The organism is Luteimonas sp. e5 (assembly GCF_054031035.1).
The window spans coordinates 540,488-555,563 of the sequence record NZ_JBSTRX010000001.1 but is presented as its reverse complement, the minus strand read 5'-3'; the positions used below and the strand labels follow the sequence as shown (position 1 = coordinate 555,563).

At 66.7% G+C, this 15,076-nt stretch carries 11 protein-coding genes and 1 tRNA gene; 9 read left to right on the top strand and 3 right to left on the bottom strand.

Annotated elements, in window-relative coordinates; all coding sequences use genetic code 11:
• Positions 1 to 38 precede the first annotated feature (38 nt).
• The 6 genes from serA (at position 39) to mtnC (ending at position 6,377) form a co-directional block, all read left to right on the top strand.
• Positions 39 to 1,280: a phosphoglycerate dehydrogenase gene (gene serA, locus ACW11F_RS02735; protein ID WP_456995378.1), complete on the top strand. Its 1,242-nt coding sequence runs from the start codon at positions 39 to 41 to the stop codon at positions 1,278 to 1,280.
• Between the two features lie 282 nt (positions 1,281 to 1,562).
• Positions 1,563 to 3,050, top strand: a complete 1,488-nt coding sequence (gene nhaC / locus ACW11F_RS02730) for a Na+/H+ antiporter NhaC (protein WP_456995377.1) — start codon at positions 1,563 to 1,565, stop codon at positions 3,048 to 3,050.
• Between the two features lie 36 nt (positions 3,051 to 3,086).
• Positions 3,087 to 4,445 (top strand): sodium-dependent transporter, encoded by a 1,359-nt coding sequence (locus ACW11F_RS02725; protein WP_456995376.1) that lies wholly within the window; start codon positions 3,087 to 3,089, stop codon positions 4,443 to 4,445.
• A gap of 56 nt (positions 4,446 to 4,501) precedes the next feature.
• Entirely contained in the window at positions 4,502 to 5,140 is a 639-nt protein-coding gene (locus ACW11F_RS02720) for a methylthioribulose 1-phosphate dehydratase (protein ID WP_456995375.1), read from the top strand.
• Positions 5,137 to 5,688, top strand: coding sequence for a 1,2-dihydroxy-3-keto-5-methylthiopentene dioxygenase (locus tag ACW11F_RS02715; RefSeq protein WP_456995374.1), 552 nt, complete (start codon positions 5,137 to 5,139; stop codon positions 5,686 to 5,688). Before ACW11F_RS02720 ends, ACW11F_RS02715 begins: the two co-directional genes overlap by 4 nt.
• Complete coding sequence (gene mtnC / locus ACW11F_RS02710; protein ID WP_456995373.1) at positions 5,685 to 6,377, top strand: acireductone synthase; 693 nt, start codon at positions 5,685 to 5,687, stop codon at positions 6,375 to 6,377. The genes ACW11F_RS02715 and mtnC overlap by 4 nt, the downstream gene beginning before the upstream one ends.
• Positions 6,378 to 6,437: 60 nt before the next feature.
• On the opposite strand, the gene ACW11F_RS02705 is transcribed toward mtnC, so the two are convergent.
• The 3 genes from ACW11F_RS02705 to hisS are packed head-to-tail and all read right to left on the bottom strand — an operon-like array spanning position 6,438 to position 11,339.
• Entirely contained in the window at positions 6,438 to 7,985 is a 1,548-nt protein-coding gene (locus ACW11F_RS02705; RefSeq protein WP_456995372.1) for a calcineurin-like phosphoesterase C-terminal domain-containing protein, read from the bottom strand.
• 1 nt (position 7,986) lies between these two features.
• On the bottom strand, positions 7,987 to 9,897 hold the full coding sequence (locus ACW11F_RS02700; RefSeq protein WP_456995371.1) for an HAL/PAL/TAL family ammonia-lyase: 1,911 nt from the start codon (positions 9,895 to 9,897) through the stop codon (positions 7,987 to 7,989).
• Positions 9,894 to 11,339, bottom strand: a complete 1,446-nt coding sequence (hisS, locus tag ACW11F_RS02695) for a histidine--tRNA ligase (protein WP_456995370.1) — start codon at positions 11,337 to 11,339, stop codon at positions 9,894 to 9,896. Before hisS ends, ACW11F_RS02700 begins: the two co-directional genes overlap by 4 nt.
• Before the next feature lie 33 nt (positions 11,340 to 11,372).
• Between hisS and ACW11F_RS02690 the strand changes: the two genes are divergently transcribed.
• From ACW11F_RS02690 to ACW11F_RS02680, 3 genes are all read left to right on the top strand, one after another.
• Positions 11,373 to 11,449: transfer RNA gene (locus tag ACW11F_RS02690), tRNA-Pro, on the top strand.
• A 194-nt stretch (positions 11,450 to 11,643) separates the two neighbouring features.
• Complete coding sequence (locus ACW11F_RS02685) at positions 11,644 to 13,476, top strand: CHASE2 domain-containing protein (RefSeq protein ID WP_456995369.1); 1,833 nt, start codon at positions 11,644 to 11,646, stop codon at positions 13,474 to 13,476.
• Positions 13,473 to 14,858, top strand: coding sequence for a M48 family metalloprotease (locus ACW11F_RS02680; RefSeq protein ID WP_456995368.1), 1,386 nt, complete (start codon positions 13,473 to 13,475; stop codon positions 14,856 to 14,858). Before ACW11F_RS02685 ends, ACW11F_RS02680 begins: the two co-directional genes overlap by 4 nt.
• The last annotated feature ends 218 nt before the right edge of the window (positions 14,859 to 15,076 follow it).

Below are 15,076 nucleotides of genomic sequence, written 5' to 3'. Positions count from 1 at the left end.
GTATGCTGCAACGCAACGACCCACGCACCGAGGCCATCGTGTCCGCCACGTCCTACCCCAAGTCCGACATCCGCGTCCTGCTGCTCGAGGGCATCAGCCCGCGTGCCGCGGAAGCCTTCACCGCCGCCGGCTACAGCGACATCCGCCACTTCGACAAGGCGCTTCCGGTCGAAGATCTGCACCGTGAATTGCGCGATGCACACATCGTCGGCATCCGCTCGCGCACACGGCTGGATGCGGCGGCGCTGGCCGAGGCACGCAAGCTGATGGCGATCGGTGCGTTCTGCATCGGCACCAACCAGATCGACCTTGCCACCGCGAAAAAGATGGGTGTGCCGGTATTCAATGCCCCGTATTCCAATACCCGCAGCGTGGCCGAGCTGGTGATCGCCGAGGCGATCATGTTGATGCGTGGCATCGCGCAAAAATCCGCCCGCTGCCATCGCGGCGGTTGGGCCAAGTCCGCGGGCGGCAGCCATGAAGTGCGTGGCAAGACGCTGGGCATCGTCGGCTACGGGCATATCGGCACCCAGGTCGGTGTGATGGCCGAGGCCCTGGGCATGCACGTCCTGTATCACGACATCGTGAGCAAGTTGGCGCTGGGCAATGCGCGCGATGCCGGCAGCCTGGAGGCGCTGCTCGCGGCCAGTGACATCCTCACCCTGCACGTGCCGGAAACGCCCGCCACGCGGATGATGATCGGCGCCGCGGAGCTGGCGCGGATGAAGCCGGGTGCGCACCTGATCAATGCATCGCGCGGCAGCGTGGTCGACATCGATGCGCTCGCCGAAGCACTGCGTGACGGGCACCTGGCCGGTGCCGCGGTGGATGTGTTCCCGAGCGAGCCGGAAGCCAATGCCGATGCCGATGTGTTCGACTCGCCCCTGTGCGGCATGGACAACGTGATCCTGACCCCGCACATCGGTGGCAGCACGCAAGAGGCGCAGCAGAACATCGGCGCAGAAGTCGCCGCCAAGCTGGTGCGCTACAGCGACAATGGCAGCACGCTGTCGGCGGTCAACTTTCCCGAGGTCACCCTGCCCGAGCATCGCGGCAGCCATCGCTTCCTGCACATCCATCGCAATGCGCCGGGCGTGCTGGTGGCGATCAACGAAGTGTTCTCCAGCCGCGGCATCAACATCGATGGCCAGTACCTGCGCACCGATGCGGACCTCGGCTATGTGGTGATCGATGCCGCCACCGAGCGCGCACAGACCGGCGCGCTGCGCCAGGCGCTCGACGCGATCGAAGGCACGCTGCGTACCCGGGTGCTGTATTGAGGCACGAATCGACGCATTTGCGCTGCGTTGCAGCATGAGGCGCCGCTTGTCCGCGCTTCAACCGCTGCAGTAAGGTGCATGCTTCGCGCGAACATGCGCACCATGCGCCTGTCGCCCCACCGGGAACCCTGATGTTGCAGCCGTTGTTGATGAGCCTCCGCTTCACGCCCTGCCCTGTCCCGTGCCGACCACGTGCCATGCCTGCATGGCGCATGGCGCTGCCACCGGCTTGGCTGCATCAGAGCCGCGGCAGCCATCGTCACGACCGGTATTCGACCGCCCATGGCTGAACCGCAGTCGCAACCGCGCGAGCCGGGCCTGCTGCAGGCCGCGCTGCCACTGATCGTGCTGGCGTTGATGCTGGCGGCCGCGGTGTGGCTGTTCGGCGATGACAGCTCCTACGGTCCGAACCAGGTCGCACTGGTGCTGGCGACGATGGTCGCGGCGTTGGTCGGCCTGCGCAACGGCATGCGCTGGGCGGACATCCAGCACGGCATGGTGCACGGCATCTCGCTGGCCGTGGTGCCGATCTTCATCCTGCTCGCAGTCGGTGCGCTGATCGGCACCTGGATGATGTCGGGCACCGTGCCAACGCTGATCGTGTACGGCCTGAAGCTGATGCATCCGGCCTATTTCTATCCCGCCACCTGTCTGGTCTGCGCGATCGTCGCGCTGTCCATCGGCAGCAGCTGGACCGTGGCCGGCACCCTGGGCGTGGCACTGATCGGCGTGGCCCAGGGTCTGGACATGTCGCCGGCGATCACCGCCGGCGCGGTGATCTCGGGCGCCTATTTCGGTGACAAGATCTCGCCCTTGTCCGACACCACCAACCTCGCACCGGCCGCTGCCGGCAGCGAGCTGTTCGAACATATCCGCCACATGCTGTGGACCACGGTGCCGAGCCTGCTGCTGGCCCTGCTGCTGTTCACCCTGCTCGGCCTGCGCGGCAGCGGCAGTGATGGCGGGGCCGCATTCGGCGAGCTGCCGGCGCAACTTTCGGCACAGTTCGACATCGGCCCGCATCTGTTGATTCCGATGCTGGTGGTGATGGTGCTGGCGGTGCGACGCATGCCGGCCTATCCCACCATCCTGATCGGCGCCCTGACCGGGCTGGTCTTCGCCGTGCTGTTCCAGTCCGACGTGGTGGCCGCCCAAGGCGCGGCGGAAGGTCGTTCACACGCCGTCGCGATGTTCGCCGCGGGCTGGGAAGCCTTGTTCGACGGCTACAAGGCCAACAGCGGCAATGCCGCGGTGGACGAACTGATCAGTCGCGGCGGCATGAGTTCGATGCTGCCCACCGTGTGGCTGATCCTGTGTGCGATGGGCTTTGGTGCGGTGATGGAGCACACCGGGCTGCTGGAACGGCTGATCCGTGCGGTGCTGCGCATGGCGCGCTCGACCGGCTCGCTGATCACCGCCACCCTGTTCACCGGCATGGGGACCAATGTGATCGCTGCCGACCAGTACATGGCGATCATCCTGCCCGGGCGCCTCTACCGCAAGGAATACGAACGCCGCGGACTGGCGCCGGTCAACCTCTCGCGGGCACTGGAAGACGGCGCCACCCTGACCTCGCCATTGATCCCGTGGAACACCTGCGGTGCCTACATGGCCGCCGCGCTGGGCGTGGCCACGGCCGATTACCTGCCATACGCCTTCTTCAACCTGATCAATCCCTTGCTGGCGATGGTGATGGCGTACGCCGGCTTCAAGATCCTTCGCCTGGCCCCTGCCAGCCCCGCCCCATCCGCGCACCCATCATCCGATTGAAGCTGCGTTACCGTCACATCCCCGGAGTTGCCTGACATGGAACAACCCTCGATCCACGGCATGTGGTCCTCGCGCCTGATGTTCATCCTCGCCGCCACCGGTTCCGCGGTCGGCCTTGGCAACATCTGGCGCTTCCCCTACATGACCTCGGACAACGGCGGCGCCGCCTTCGTGCTGGTCTATCTGCTGTGCATCGCGCTGGTCGGTTTGCCGATCCTGATCGCAGAGGTGCTGATCGGGCGCCACGGCCGGCTCAGTCCGGTCAATTCGCTGCGCCGCGCGGTGGAGGAAAGCCGCGCCTCCCGCAGCTGGGTGGGCCTGGCGTGGATGGGCATCATCGCCGGCATTCTGATCCTCAGCTTCTACGGCGTGGTCGCAGGCTGGACCCTGCATTACAGCTGGCTCTACGTGGCGCATCTTTTCGGAGGCGCAGGCATCAGCGATGCCGGGCAGACCTTCGATGCATTGCTCGCCAATCCGGGCCTGATGATCTTTTGGCAGGCGGTGTTCATGCTGCTGACGCTGGGCGTGGTCGCGCTGGGCGTTGAACAGGGCCTGGAGCGCGCGGTGCGCTTCCTGATGCCAGCGTTGTTCCTGCTGCTGCTGGCACTGGTGGTCTACGGCATCACCACCGGCCATGCCGGGCAGGCGGCGGCGTTCCTGTTCCGCCCGGACTGGTCGGCGATCTCCGGCAAGGTGTTCCTTGCCGCCATGGGCCAGGCGTTCTTCACTCTGAGCCTTGGCATGTGCACGATGATGGCCTACGGCGCCTACCTGCCGCGCCAAGGCGTGTCGATCCCGGCTTCGGGCGTCGCGGTGGCACTCACCGATACCGGCGTGGCCCTGCTCGCCGGCCTCGCCATCTTCCCGGTGGTGTTGAGCTTCGGCATCGATCCCGCCGGTGGCGGCCCCGGCCTGATCTTCACCTCGCTGCCGCGCGCTTTCGACGTGATGCCGTTCGGCACCGTATACGGGCTGTTGTTCTTCGGCTTGCTGTCGGTGGCGGCGTGGACGTCGTCGATCTCGCTGCTCGAACCCGGAACGGCGTGGCTGGTGGAGAAATTCGGCGTCAAGAGCCGCATGCGTGCGGCCACCGCGATCGGCGTGCTGTCCTGGCTGATCGGCCTGCTCTCAGTGTTCTCGTTCAACATCTGGAAGGAGGTCCGCGTCCTCGATCGCGACCTGATGAGCTTCATCGAGTTCGTCTCCAGTGATCTGATGCTGCCGCTCGGCGGCCTGTTGATTGCACTGTTCGTCGGCTGGGTGGTCAAACACAGCCTGCTGCGCGATGAGCTGCCGGAGATGCCCAGGACGCTGTTCAATGCCTGGCTCTGGGTGTTGCGGGTGGTGGCGCCGGCATTGGTGCTGCTGGTCCTGCTGCGCGCCCTGCTGTGACTTGGCATGCCGCGCCGCTGGACGGCGGCGCGGCAAAAGTTTGTACACTTCCGCGCATGTCCGAATCCACCCTGCCCTATGACGTCCCGCGGCTGCGCCACCTGGCCGGGGAGATGATCACCCACATCCGCGAGCTGGGCCATGCCGGCTGGACCCCGGCGACCAGCAGCAACTTCTCCATGCGGCTGGACCCTGCACACGTGGCGATCACCGTCTCCGGCCGCGACAAGGCACGGCTGTGCGAGAACGACATCATGGTGGTCGATCTGGATGGCCAGCCGGTGGCCACCGATCTGCGCCCCTCGGCGGAAACCCTGCTGCATACCCAGTTGTATCGCCGCGATGCGGGCATCGGCTGCGTGCTGCATACCCATTCCCTGGTACAGACCGTGGCTTCGCGCCTGTTCGCCGGACAGGGTCATGTCCGCGTGGAAAACTACGAATTGCTCAAGGCCTTCGCCGGCAACTCCAGCCATGAAGGCAGCATCGACATCCCGGTATTCGCCAATACCCAGCACATGCCGACGCTGGCGCAACAGGTCGAGGCGGCACTCGATGCCGGCCCGATGTGGGGCTATCTGATCGAGGGCCATGGACTGTATGCCTGGGGCCGCGACATGCACGAAGCGCGGCGCCATCTGGAAGCCTTCGAGTTCCTGCTCGCCTGCGAACTGGAAATGAGGAAGCTGGCATGAGCCGCCTGCGCATCTTCGCCGACAACGACCCGAGCACGGTGCTGCTGGAAACGCACGAGGCGGAGCGCATCGCGCGGGAACTGACCGCCATCGGCGTGAGGTTCGAGCGCTGGCAGGCGGCGCAGCCGGTCAAGGCCGGCGATTCGTCCGAGGCCATCCTCGCCGCCTACCACGAGGACGTGCAGCGGCTGGTGGAAGCACACGGCTTCAACAGCGTGGACGTGGTCAGCATCACGCCGGACCACCCGCAGCGCGAGGCGATGCGCGCCAAGTTCCTCGACGAACACACCCATGCCGAGGCTGAGGTGCGCTTCTTCGTCGATGGCAGCGGCTTGTTCAGTCTGCACGTCGCCGACAAGGTGTACGAAGTGCTGTGCGAAAAAGGCGATCTGATCCATGTCCCGGACCGCGCCACGCACTGGTTCGACATGGGGCCGCGTCCCTCCTTCGTCGCCATCCGCTTCTTCACCAATCCCGATGGCTGGATCGGGGATTTCACCGGCAGCGACATCGCACAGCGCTTCCCGCGCCACGAGCCTGCGTCATGAAGATCCTGATCCTGACCGACATCGAAGGCACCACTTCCAGCATTTCCTTCGTCAAGGACGTGCTGTTTCCGCATGCACGCGCCGCCCTGCCCGACTTCGTGCGCCAGCACGGTGCCCGGCCCGAAGTACGGCAATGGCTGGACATGGTCGCCGGCGAGCACGGCGCGATGTGCGATGACGGCATGATCGTGGAGATCCTGCAGGGCTGGATCGACGCCGATCGCAAGCACACCGCGCTCAAGGCGCTGCAGGGCATGATCTGGGAAGACGGTTACGTGAACGGCGACTACCGCGCACACGTCTATCCCGACGTGCCGCCACGCCTGCGCCAGTGGCACGAGGCCGGCCATCGGCTGGCGGTCTACTCCTCCGGCTCGGTGCCGGCGCAGAAGCTGCTGTTCGGCCATACCGAGGCCGGCGACCTGCTGCCGTTGTTCGACGACTTCTTCGATACCGAGGTCGGGCACAAACGCGAGGCCGCCAGCTACCGGCGCATCGCGCAGCAGCTGAACCGCGCCCCCGGCGACATCCTGTTCCTCTCCGATGTGGTCGAGGAACTGGACGCCGCGGCCGAGGCCGGCCTGCGCACGGTGCTGCTCGATCGTCGCGAGGACTATCCCGAACCGCGCCTGGGCGAGGCCACGCACGGCCACGCACGGGTCGAGTCGTTCGCCGCGATCACGCCCTGAGGCCGGCGCCGGCTGCCTGCCGGCCGGGTATTCTCCGCGTCACCGACCGAAGACGCCTGCTCAGGGTTCGGCCTGCTGCAGGCGATACTGCGTCAGTGCATGCGTCCAGCCCTGCCAGCGGTCCAGTGCACGCACCTCGATGCGATGCTCGCCCACGGCGAGATCGGTCGGCAAGGCGCCACGCCACAGATGCGTCGAACTGACCGCTTCGGGTGAGCGGTCGTAGCCACGCAACGCGTCCGCGGCATCGTCACGTGCGTTCTCGGCCAGCAGCGCCGGGTCGGGCCGATCCACCTTCACCATCGCCTGCCACGGGCCATCGTCGATGCGGTACTCGACGCGGGTAGCGTCCATGCCCATCCACACATTGGCATACACGCCCCACGCCGGGTACGCGCCTTGGCGCAGCACGCGCGGTGCATGCAGGCCGATATGCGGCGCCCCTTGCCCGCGCGCGGGATGCCAGGCCAGCGCATACTCGCCGCCCGCACTCACCCGCAGCGAAGCCCAGCCATTGGGCGTGCCATCGGCCATGGTGCTGGCGGGAATCCCGTCGGCATCCCTGATGCCGGACCAGAACGCGCCACAGGCGGCACCGACGTTGTATTCGTGCAGCGGCCGCGCACCCTGCCAGCCGCTGCCGGCGCCGTGGAACACGTGCTGCTGCACATGGGTATGCGCGCTCAGCACCAGCACATGGGGAAAATCGCGCAGCAACGCGAACAGGCGCTCGCGGTCGGCATCGCGGAAGGTATCGCGGCCTTCCGGCTCGAACAGCGGGATATGCAGGGCCAGCACCAGCAGGCGATCACGGCGTGCATCGCGCAGATAGTTCTGCAGGAAGGTGAATTGTGCCGGGCGCAGCCCGCCGATGTAGCGTGGCGTCGCCTGCGGCTGCCAGATCACGTCATCGAGCACGATGAAACTGGCCTGCGGCTCCTCCCAGGCGAAGGTGTCGGGGCCGAAATGGTGCTGGAAGGTGGCCAACGAGCCCGCATCCGCCGCCTGCATGTCGAGGTCATGGTTGCCGGCCACATGCAGCCACGGCACGCCCAGCCGCGCGGTGATCGCCTTCATCGCCGGATACAGCGCAAGGTCGTCATGCACGATGTCGCCGAGCGAGAGGCCAAGGCTTGCCTGCTGATGGCCGATGAGAGGTTCGACGATGTCGCGGCGGTAATGCTCGACATCGACCATCGACTTGGGCTGCGGATCGCCGAACACCATCACCTGCAGCGATGCATCTTCATCCTGCTGCGGCTCGCGGCGCAGCGCGAAGGGCCGGCAGGCTTCACCCGCGCCGCGCCAGTGATCGGGCATGCCGTCCGCCCGCACGCCCGGTGAATAACCCGCCGGCTTGATCACGAACAGCGGGCCTGCATCCGCCGCCGGCAAGCGATAACGGCCCTGCGCGTCGGTGCGCACGATGTCGCGGCCATTGGAAACCGCGACCCCGGCGATGCCCGGCTCCCCGGCATCGCGTCGGCCATTGCCGTTGGTGTCCTCGAACACCTCGCCTTGCGGGCAATGCGCCGCCGAGGCCGCCGCCGGCGCCAGCAGGCCGCCCAGCAGGCAGGCGATGCCCGCGATCCGCGCCAGCCGCCGCATCTCAGCCAGCCGCCCGTGCGGCGGCCAGCACGGCGCCGGATTCGACCATGCGTACCGCCGCGGCGACGTCGCCATCCAGTGCGCGATCGTGCGCCAGGAAATCCAGATGCCGGCGCACTTCGGCATGCGCCGCTGCCACCGCGGCACCGGGATGGAAACTCTCGGCCTGCGCCAGTTCGGCGCGCAGCGCCTCGACTTCAGCCATGAAGGTGGCATGGTTGCCGGCCTGCGCACGCGGTGCGCCACCGATCTTCGCGGCGAGCAGGTCGGCATCACCGCTGCGCGCCAGCTCGCGGGCCGCATTGAGCATCTCCACGCGCAGCTCCAATGCCTGCGCCGCGGTGGCCAGCTCCAGACCCAGCACCTTGGCCAGATCCGCGGTCATCGCCAGCACGTGGCGCGCCTCGTTGGCGCCCATCGAGACATGGTCCTCGGCATTGGCACTGGTCGGAATCGAATACACCGAAGCCGGCATCGCACGCGAAGCCAGATCATTGACGATGGCGGCGGCGCTGTACTGCACGATCATGTAGCCGGACTCGGTACCGTCCTCGTTGCCGATCAGGAACGCCGGCAGGCCATCGTTGGTGGCCGCATCGACCAGCTTGTTCAGGCGCCGCTCGCTGATCGAGGCCAGCACCGGGATCGCTGCCTTGAGGTAACTCATCGCCAGTGCCAGCGGCATGCCGTGGAAATGGCCGGCGGAAATCACCTGCTGCTCGACATGCGGCTTGTCCGCATCGGGGAACACCAGCGGGTTGTCGGTGACCGCGTTCAATTCGATGTCGAGCACACGCGCCACCTGCCCCAGCGCATCGCGCACCGCGCCATGTACCTGCGGGATGCAGCGCAGCGAGTAGCTGTCCTGCGGCTGGTGTTTCTTGCCGCCGCGGAACGGCTTGAAGCGGGCATAGAACTTCTCGCGCCCGTGTCGCTGGGTGTCCGGCACCCAGTCCCAGCCGATGTCGAAGCGGTGCCGGCGCGCCGCTTCGCCCTGCCAGCTGTCCGGCTGCCAGGGCTTGAACCGCGGCACCAAGTGGTACGGAATGTCGGCCAGCGAGGAGCCTTCGAGCAGACGGCGCAGGTTCGCCGCGGTCTCGACCTGACCCGGGTGCGGACGCAGCGCATGCACTTCCTCGGCGAACGCGCCCAGGCGCCCGGCAAAGGCATCGATGCTCATCGCCGCCGCGAGGTCGGCGGTATCCAGCAACTCTTCCAGCTGGGCGATGGCGAGCACGCCGGTCGCCAGCATCTGCGCGGTGCCATTGTTGAGCGCGAGGCCTTCCTTGTAACTGAGCTTGACCGGCTCGAGTCCGACGCGGCGCAGGGCCTCGCCCCCCGGCATGCGCTCGCCATCGACGAAGGCTTCGCCGCCACCGAGCAGCACGATCGCCAGGTGCGAGAGCGGCGCGAGATCACCCGAGGCACCCACCGAGCCCAGCTGCGGCACCACCGGCACCACGCCGGCATTGAGCAGCGCCGTCATCGCCTGCAGGGTTTCGACACGGATCCCCGAATGGCCACGCAACAGGGTGTTGATGCGGATGCCCATCATCGCGCGCACCACTTCGGCTGCGAACGGCTCGCCCACGCAAACGGCATGGGTGAGGATCAGGTTGCGCTGCAATTCCTCGTGCAAGGTGGCATCGCTGGCCTGCCCGCCATGTGCGGCATCGCGCAGGTGATGCGCACCGAGCAACTTGTCGGCATTGCTGCCGAAGCCGGTGGAAACCCCGTAGATCGGTTCTTCGCGCGCGACCTGGGCGGCGAGGAAATCCGCGGCATGCGCCACGCGTTGCAACGCGCTTTCATCCAGCTCCACCCGCGCACCACGGGCAATCCGCAGCAATCCCGCACGATCAAGGTTGTCGCCATCCAGCCGCACCACGTGCCGCTCTGCACTGCCACTCATGCCATTTCTCCATTGATGCGGCCAAGCAGCCAGTCACCGGCACTGGCCATTTCGATCGTTTCCTGTTTGCCGTCGGAAAGGTCCTTCAGCGTGACCGTGCCAGCGGCGCGCTCGCCCTCTCCGCGCAGTGCGACGAAGCGGATGCCGGCGCGGTCGGCATACTGGAATTGGCGGGCGATCTTGCGCGGCTCCATCTGTGTCTCCACACGCAGGCCGTCCGCGCGCAACTGCTGTGACAGGGCCAGCGCATCGGCAAAATCCGCCTCGGCCAGCAGGCCGACCAGCACGTCCACGCTGCTGCGTGCCGCCTGCACCAGCCCCGCTTCGCGCAACTGCCAGAACAGGCGACTGAGCCCGATCGAAATGCCCACGCCCGGCAGCCGCGACTTGCTGTAATGCGAGGCGAGGTCGTCGTAGCGACCGCCGGAGCAGATCGAGCCGATCTCCGGGTGCGCATCCAGCGTCGTCTCGTACACGATGCCGGTGTAGTAATCCAGACCACGCGCGATCGAGAGGTTGACCGCATAGCGTGACTCGGGCAGTCCCATCGCGCGCAACTGCTCCAGCGTGGCGATCAGTTCCGCCCGCCCCTGTTCGAACTGCTCGCTGCCGCTACCCAAGGCCTGGAGCTTTTCCAACGCATCGGCATGACCCTCGGAGCGCAGGCGGGAAAATGCCAGCAGGCGCTCGGTGGTGTCGGCGTCCAGGCCGAATTCCGTACTGATGAGTGTTTCGCGCACCGCGTCCTCGCCGCGCTTGTCGAGCTTGTCCAGCTCGCGCAGCACCGCGTCCTGGCGCGCTTCTTCGATGCCCAGGCCCTCGAAGAAGCCGCGCAGCAGCTTGCGATGGTTGAGCCAGATGGTGAACTCGCCAATGCCCAGGCGCTCGAACACCGCATGGATCACGGCCGGGATTTCCGCGTCATGACGCGGCGACAGGCTGTCCTTGCCGATCACGTCGATATCGCACTGGTAGAACTCGCGGAAACGCCCACGCTGCGCGCGCTCACCGCGATACACGCGCTGCATCTGGTAGCGGCGGAACGGGAACGTGAGTGCATGCTCGTGCTGGGCCACGTAGCGGGCCAATGGCACGGTGAGGTCGAAGCGCAGCGCCAGCTCCGGGCGCCCCTGCCCGCCGCCCTCGGCGAACTTCTCCAGCGCGCCGGTGGACTGCACGAAATAGACCTGGCGCTCGGTTTCGCCACCACTCTTGGTCAGCAGCACCTCGGACAGTTCGAACACCGGTGTTTCCACCGGCAGGAATCCGAACGACTCGAAACCCGTGCGGATGTCGTCGAGCATGCGCTGGAAGGCGATCTGCTCGCCCGGCAGGAGTTCCAGCACGCCAGGCGGGGTACGCGGCTTGATCAAGATGGCCTCGCGGAGAAAGGAGATGAAGCCGCCTAGTTTAGCCAGCCACGCGCCCCCCTTGCCGCGCATGGCGCGAATTCATTACAATGCCCGGCTCCAAGTCGGGGTGTAGCTCAGTCTGGTAGAGCGCTACGTTCGGGACGTAGAGGTCGCAGGTTCGAATCCTGTCTCCCCGACCAATCAAAGCCTTGAAATTGCAGGCTTTTTCAGGAATCACAGGAACCCGGCCCGCGTGCCGGGTTTTTCGTGCCCGCAGGCTGACGGCCAAAAGCCCTTCCCTTCCGGCCATGCAGATCGGCATGCCCTGCCGGTGTCAGTTTCCAGGCGGCTTTTGCGTGTATGGGGTATGACCCGCCGCACCGAGCCACCATCCATGCGCCCGTCCGCGCTGCGCCGCCTCGCGCACGCGTTCGACGGCGTGCTGGCGACGGTGGGCCTGGCGTTCATGGACACGTTGGACCGGGTATTGCGTGGCTATCGCCGGCCACTGGCGAAGCTGGTCCGGCGCATCGGCTTTGCCTGGTTCCCGCTGCTGGCGCTGACCATGGTCGGCACATTGGCCTGGGACCTCACTCATGCGCGACGGCTGGCCGCGGCCGAGGACGCGGTGTTCGACCAGATGATTCGCTGGCGGCCGCTGCAACCGAAGTTGTCGGATCAAGTCGCGGTGGTCGAAATCGATGACTGTTCGATCGAGTATTTCCGCACCCGTGGCGAGGGGGGCTGGCCGTGGAGCCGACAGCGCCATGCCGACCTGATCGATGCCCTGGATCGTGCCGGCGTGCAACGGGTTGGCTTCGACGTGCTGTTCGCCGACGCAAGCCACGACCCGCAAGCCGACGCCGTGCTGGAAGCCATGGCCGCAGCCGGGTCCGGCCGGTTCATGTTTGCTTCCACCCGCCTGCATCCGGCGCATGACGCGGGCAGTCCGCTGCATGCCGCGGCGGCACCCGGCGCATGGCCATTGCAGGCGGGCGCGCCGCAGCCCGGGCCGCCGGTGGCGATGACGCTGCCGTTCGGCAAGGCGATGACCGAATACAGCGGCCTGGTCAATCTCACTCGCGCCAGCGATGGCCTGGTACGCGACATCCGCCTGTACGAGCAGGTCGGCGACTGGGCAATCCCTTCATTGCCATTGCGCCTGGCGCATGGAGCCGCAGCCGATGTCGCTGCGTTGCGCGATAGCGTGCTGCGCATCAATTGGCGCACGCGTACGCAACTGGCCTATGTCAGCGCCGCCGACCTGCTCGCCGATGAGCCGGTATGCAATGCGCGCGAGCCGCTGCCGGATCTGCGCGGCCGCACCGTGCTGGTCGGCCATACCGCCGCCGGGATCAACGATGCCAAGCCGACCCCGGTGAACATGGCGATGCCGGGGGTGGAAGTGCTGGCGGAAACCACCGAGGCACTGTTGAGCGGCAATTCGATTTTCATGCCGCCCGACTGGCTCAAGTACCTGTTGGCGATGTTCCTGGTGGTGGCAACCTGCCAGGCGTTCTGGCGCGGCGAGCCGCACGAGGACGTCAACGTGGTCTTCGTCGGCCTCAACTCGCTGCTGCTGGCGGCCGCGATCATCGCCATCAATTTCGGCGTGTTCCTCGACATCTTCGCCAGCATCGGTTTCGGCACGCTGTGTTACGGATTGTGCCGTGGTTATGCCTCGCTGCAGCGCGGGCGGGTGATCGGCAATCATGATTACCTGCCCGACCATGACCCCGCGCGAACGCCATGGTTGGGCACGGTGCGCCTGCACTTCGAGACCGATCCGGCACTGGCTCCGCGGGCCAGCCGCTTGCGGCGACGTGAATACCGACGCCTGCTGCGACGGTTCCTGTATCGCCACGCGGGCATCGTGATGATCGAAGGCGTGGTTGAACGCAAGCACTGGATGGTGCAGCGACTGGACGACCTGGTCCAGTTGGTCTGGACCGGTGAATCCGAGGCGGCGCTGCGCACCCGCATGCGCCGCGATCTCGACCACCTGCATGGTGAACTCAATGACACCCGTTTCCGGCTCGACGATGCCGCCACCGTCTGGATCAGCCATGCCCTCGTGCATGTCGATGCCGACGCCTCGCCGCAACGGCAACGCGAACAACTGAGGCCGCTTTACCAGCAGGACTTCAATCGCCTGCCGCGAGTGCCGCTGGCAGCGGCCAACCCCTCCCTCAATCCGAACGTGATCCCGCGAGGAGAAACCCCATGAACCCCTGTCCCGTACCCCTTTCCCCTGGCATTTCACACCGTGCCTGGCGTTTGCCCGTGCTGACGGCATGGCTGGTCGGCCTGTTTGCCGCGGGCCCGCTGGCTGCACAGCAACCGGCACAAGTCCACAAGTCGAAGATTGACGTCCATGCTGCGGCGGATCTGGCTTCGCCCAAGCTGGAAAGCCTGCAGCGTGGCGCACAGATCCAGATCCAGAACCAGCAAGGCCTGTGGTACCAGTTGCAGCGCACCGATGGCCGACCCGGATTCGTGCGCATCAATGACGTGCGCATGCTGCAACCGGCCGCCGAAGCGGACACCGCGCAGCAGTCGGCGCTGTTCGGCGGCGGCGCCGGACGCGGACGGGTCCGTGAAACCGCGACCGTGCGCGGCATCAACCCAAGCAAACTGCGCGGCGGAAGGAGCGACACGGCTGCGGTACGCCGAATCGAAGGCTTCCGCGTGGACGCCGCCAGTGCCGACGCCTGGGCCCGGCAGCAGGGTCTGCAGGCACGCAACGTGCCATGGGCCGGCGAAGCCAGGGCAGTCGTCGCCGATCCGGCTGAAGCCACCCGTGCCGAACGCCGCCAGGATATCCGCACCACGCGTAATGTGCTCTCACGCCTGGGCATGGGCAAGGTCGGCGGCGGGCGCGTCACCCATACCGCCGCGCGGGTTGCCGACCGCAGTGCAGGCAAATCCGAGGCGGAGCTGGTCGAGGAAGAACGGGCACTGGGACCGCAGTTGTCTGCCCGCATCCTTGGCGCAGCTCCACCGTGGAACAACGCCCAGGCACAACGCCGCGTCAATCTGATCGGCCGCTGGCTGGCTTCACAGACCTCGCGCCCTGACCTGCCGTGGACCTTCGCCGTCATCGACGACGGTGAAGCCAATGCCTTCGCCGCACCCGGCGGCTATGTGCTGATCACTCGCGGGCTGTACGAGTTGCTGGCCGATGACAGCGAACTGGCGGCCGTTCTTGCCCACGAACTGTCGCACGTGGTCCAGCGCGACCATTACGAAGTGATTCGCAAGCAGCAAATGGCGGAGCTGGGCAAGGATCTGGCGATGCAGCAGGTGCGCACGCCCGGCGCCATCGGCTTTGCCCGCAACTACGTCGAACGCCACGGTGCGGCGGTGCTGCTCACCAGCCTGGATCGCAGTGCAGAATACCGCTCGGATCAAGCCGCCGGCATTTACCTCGCCCGCGCCGGCTTCGATCCACTGGCGTTCTACAGCGTGCTGCAGAAGCTGACCGCGCTGGGCAGCCGTCCGGCCCGACTGGCGCAGCTGCATGCCACGCACCCCCCGCTTCACGAACGCCTGGATCAGCTGGATCGGCAAAGCGCCGGCAAGGGCGGCGGACGCGGCCGCCGCCGCTGAAACATCGCCCCACCCGGTGCGTCTCTTCCCTGCCCTGCAGCCACCGGCTGCAGGGCAGGTGCTCAGTGAGGTCGGCGAAACGGCCGTCGTGCCTGGCCACCACGGGCCAGCGGGCTTGCCGACGCCGCCCGTGAGGGAACTGCCTGCCGATCGCATGATTTGACACCCTGCGCGATGCCGACGCACGGCATCGCCCGCCACTCGCGTTATCGTTAAGC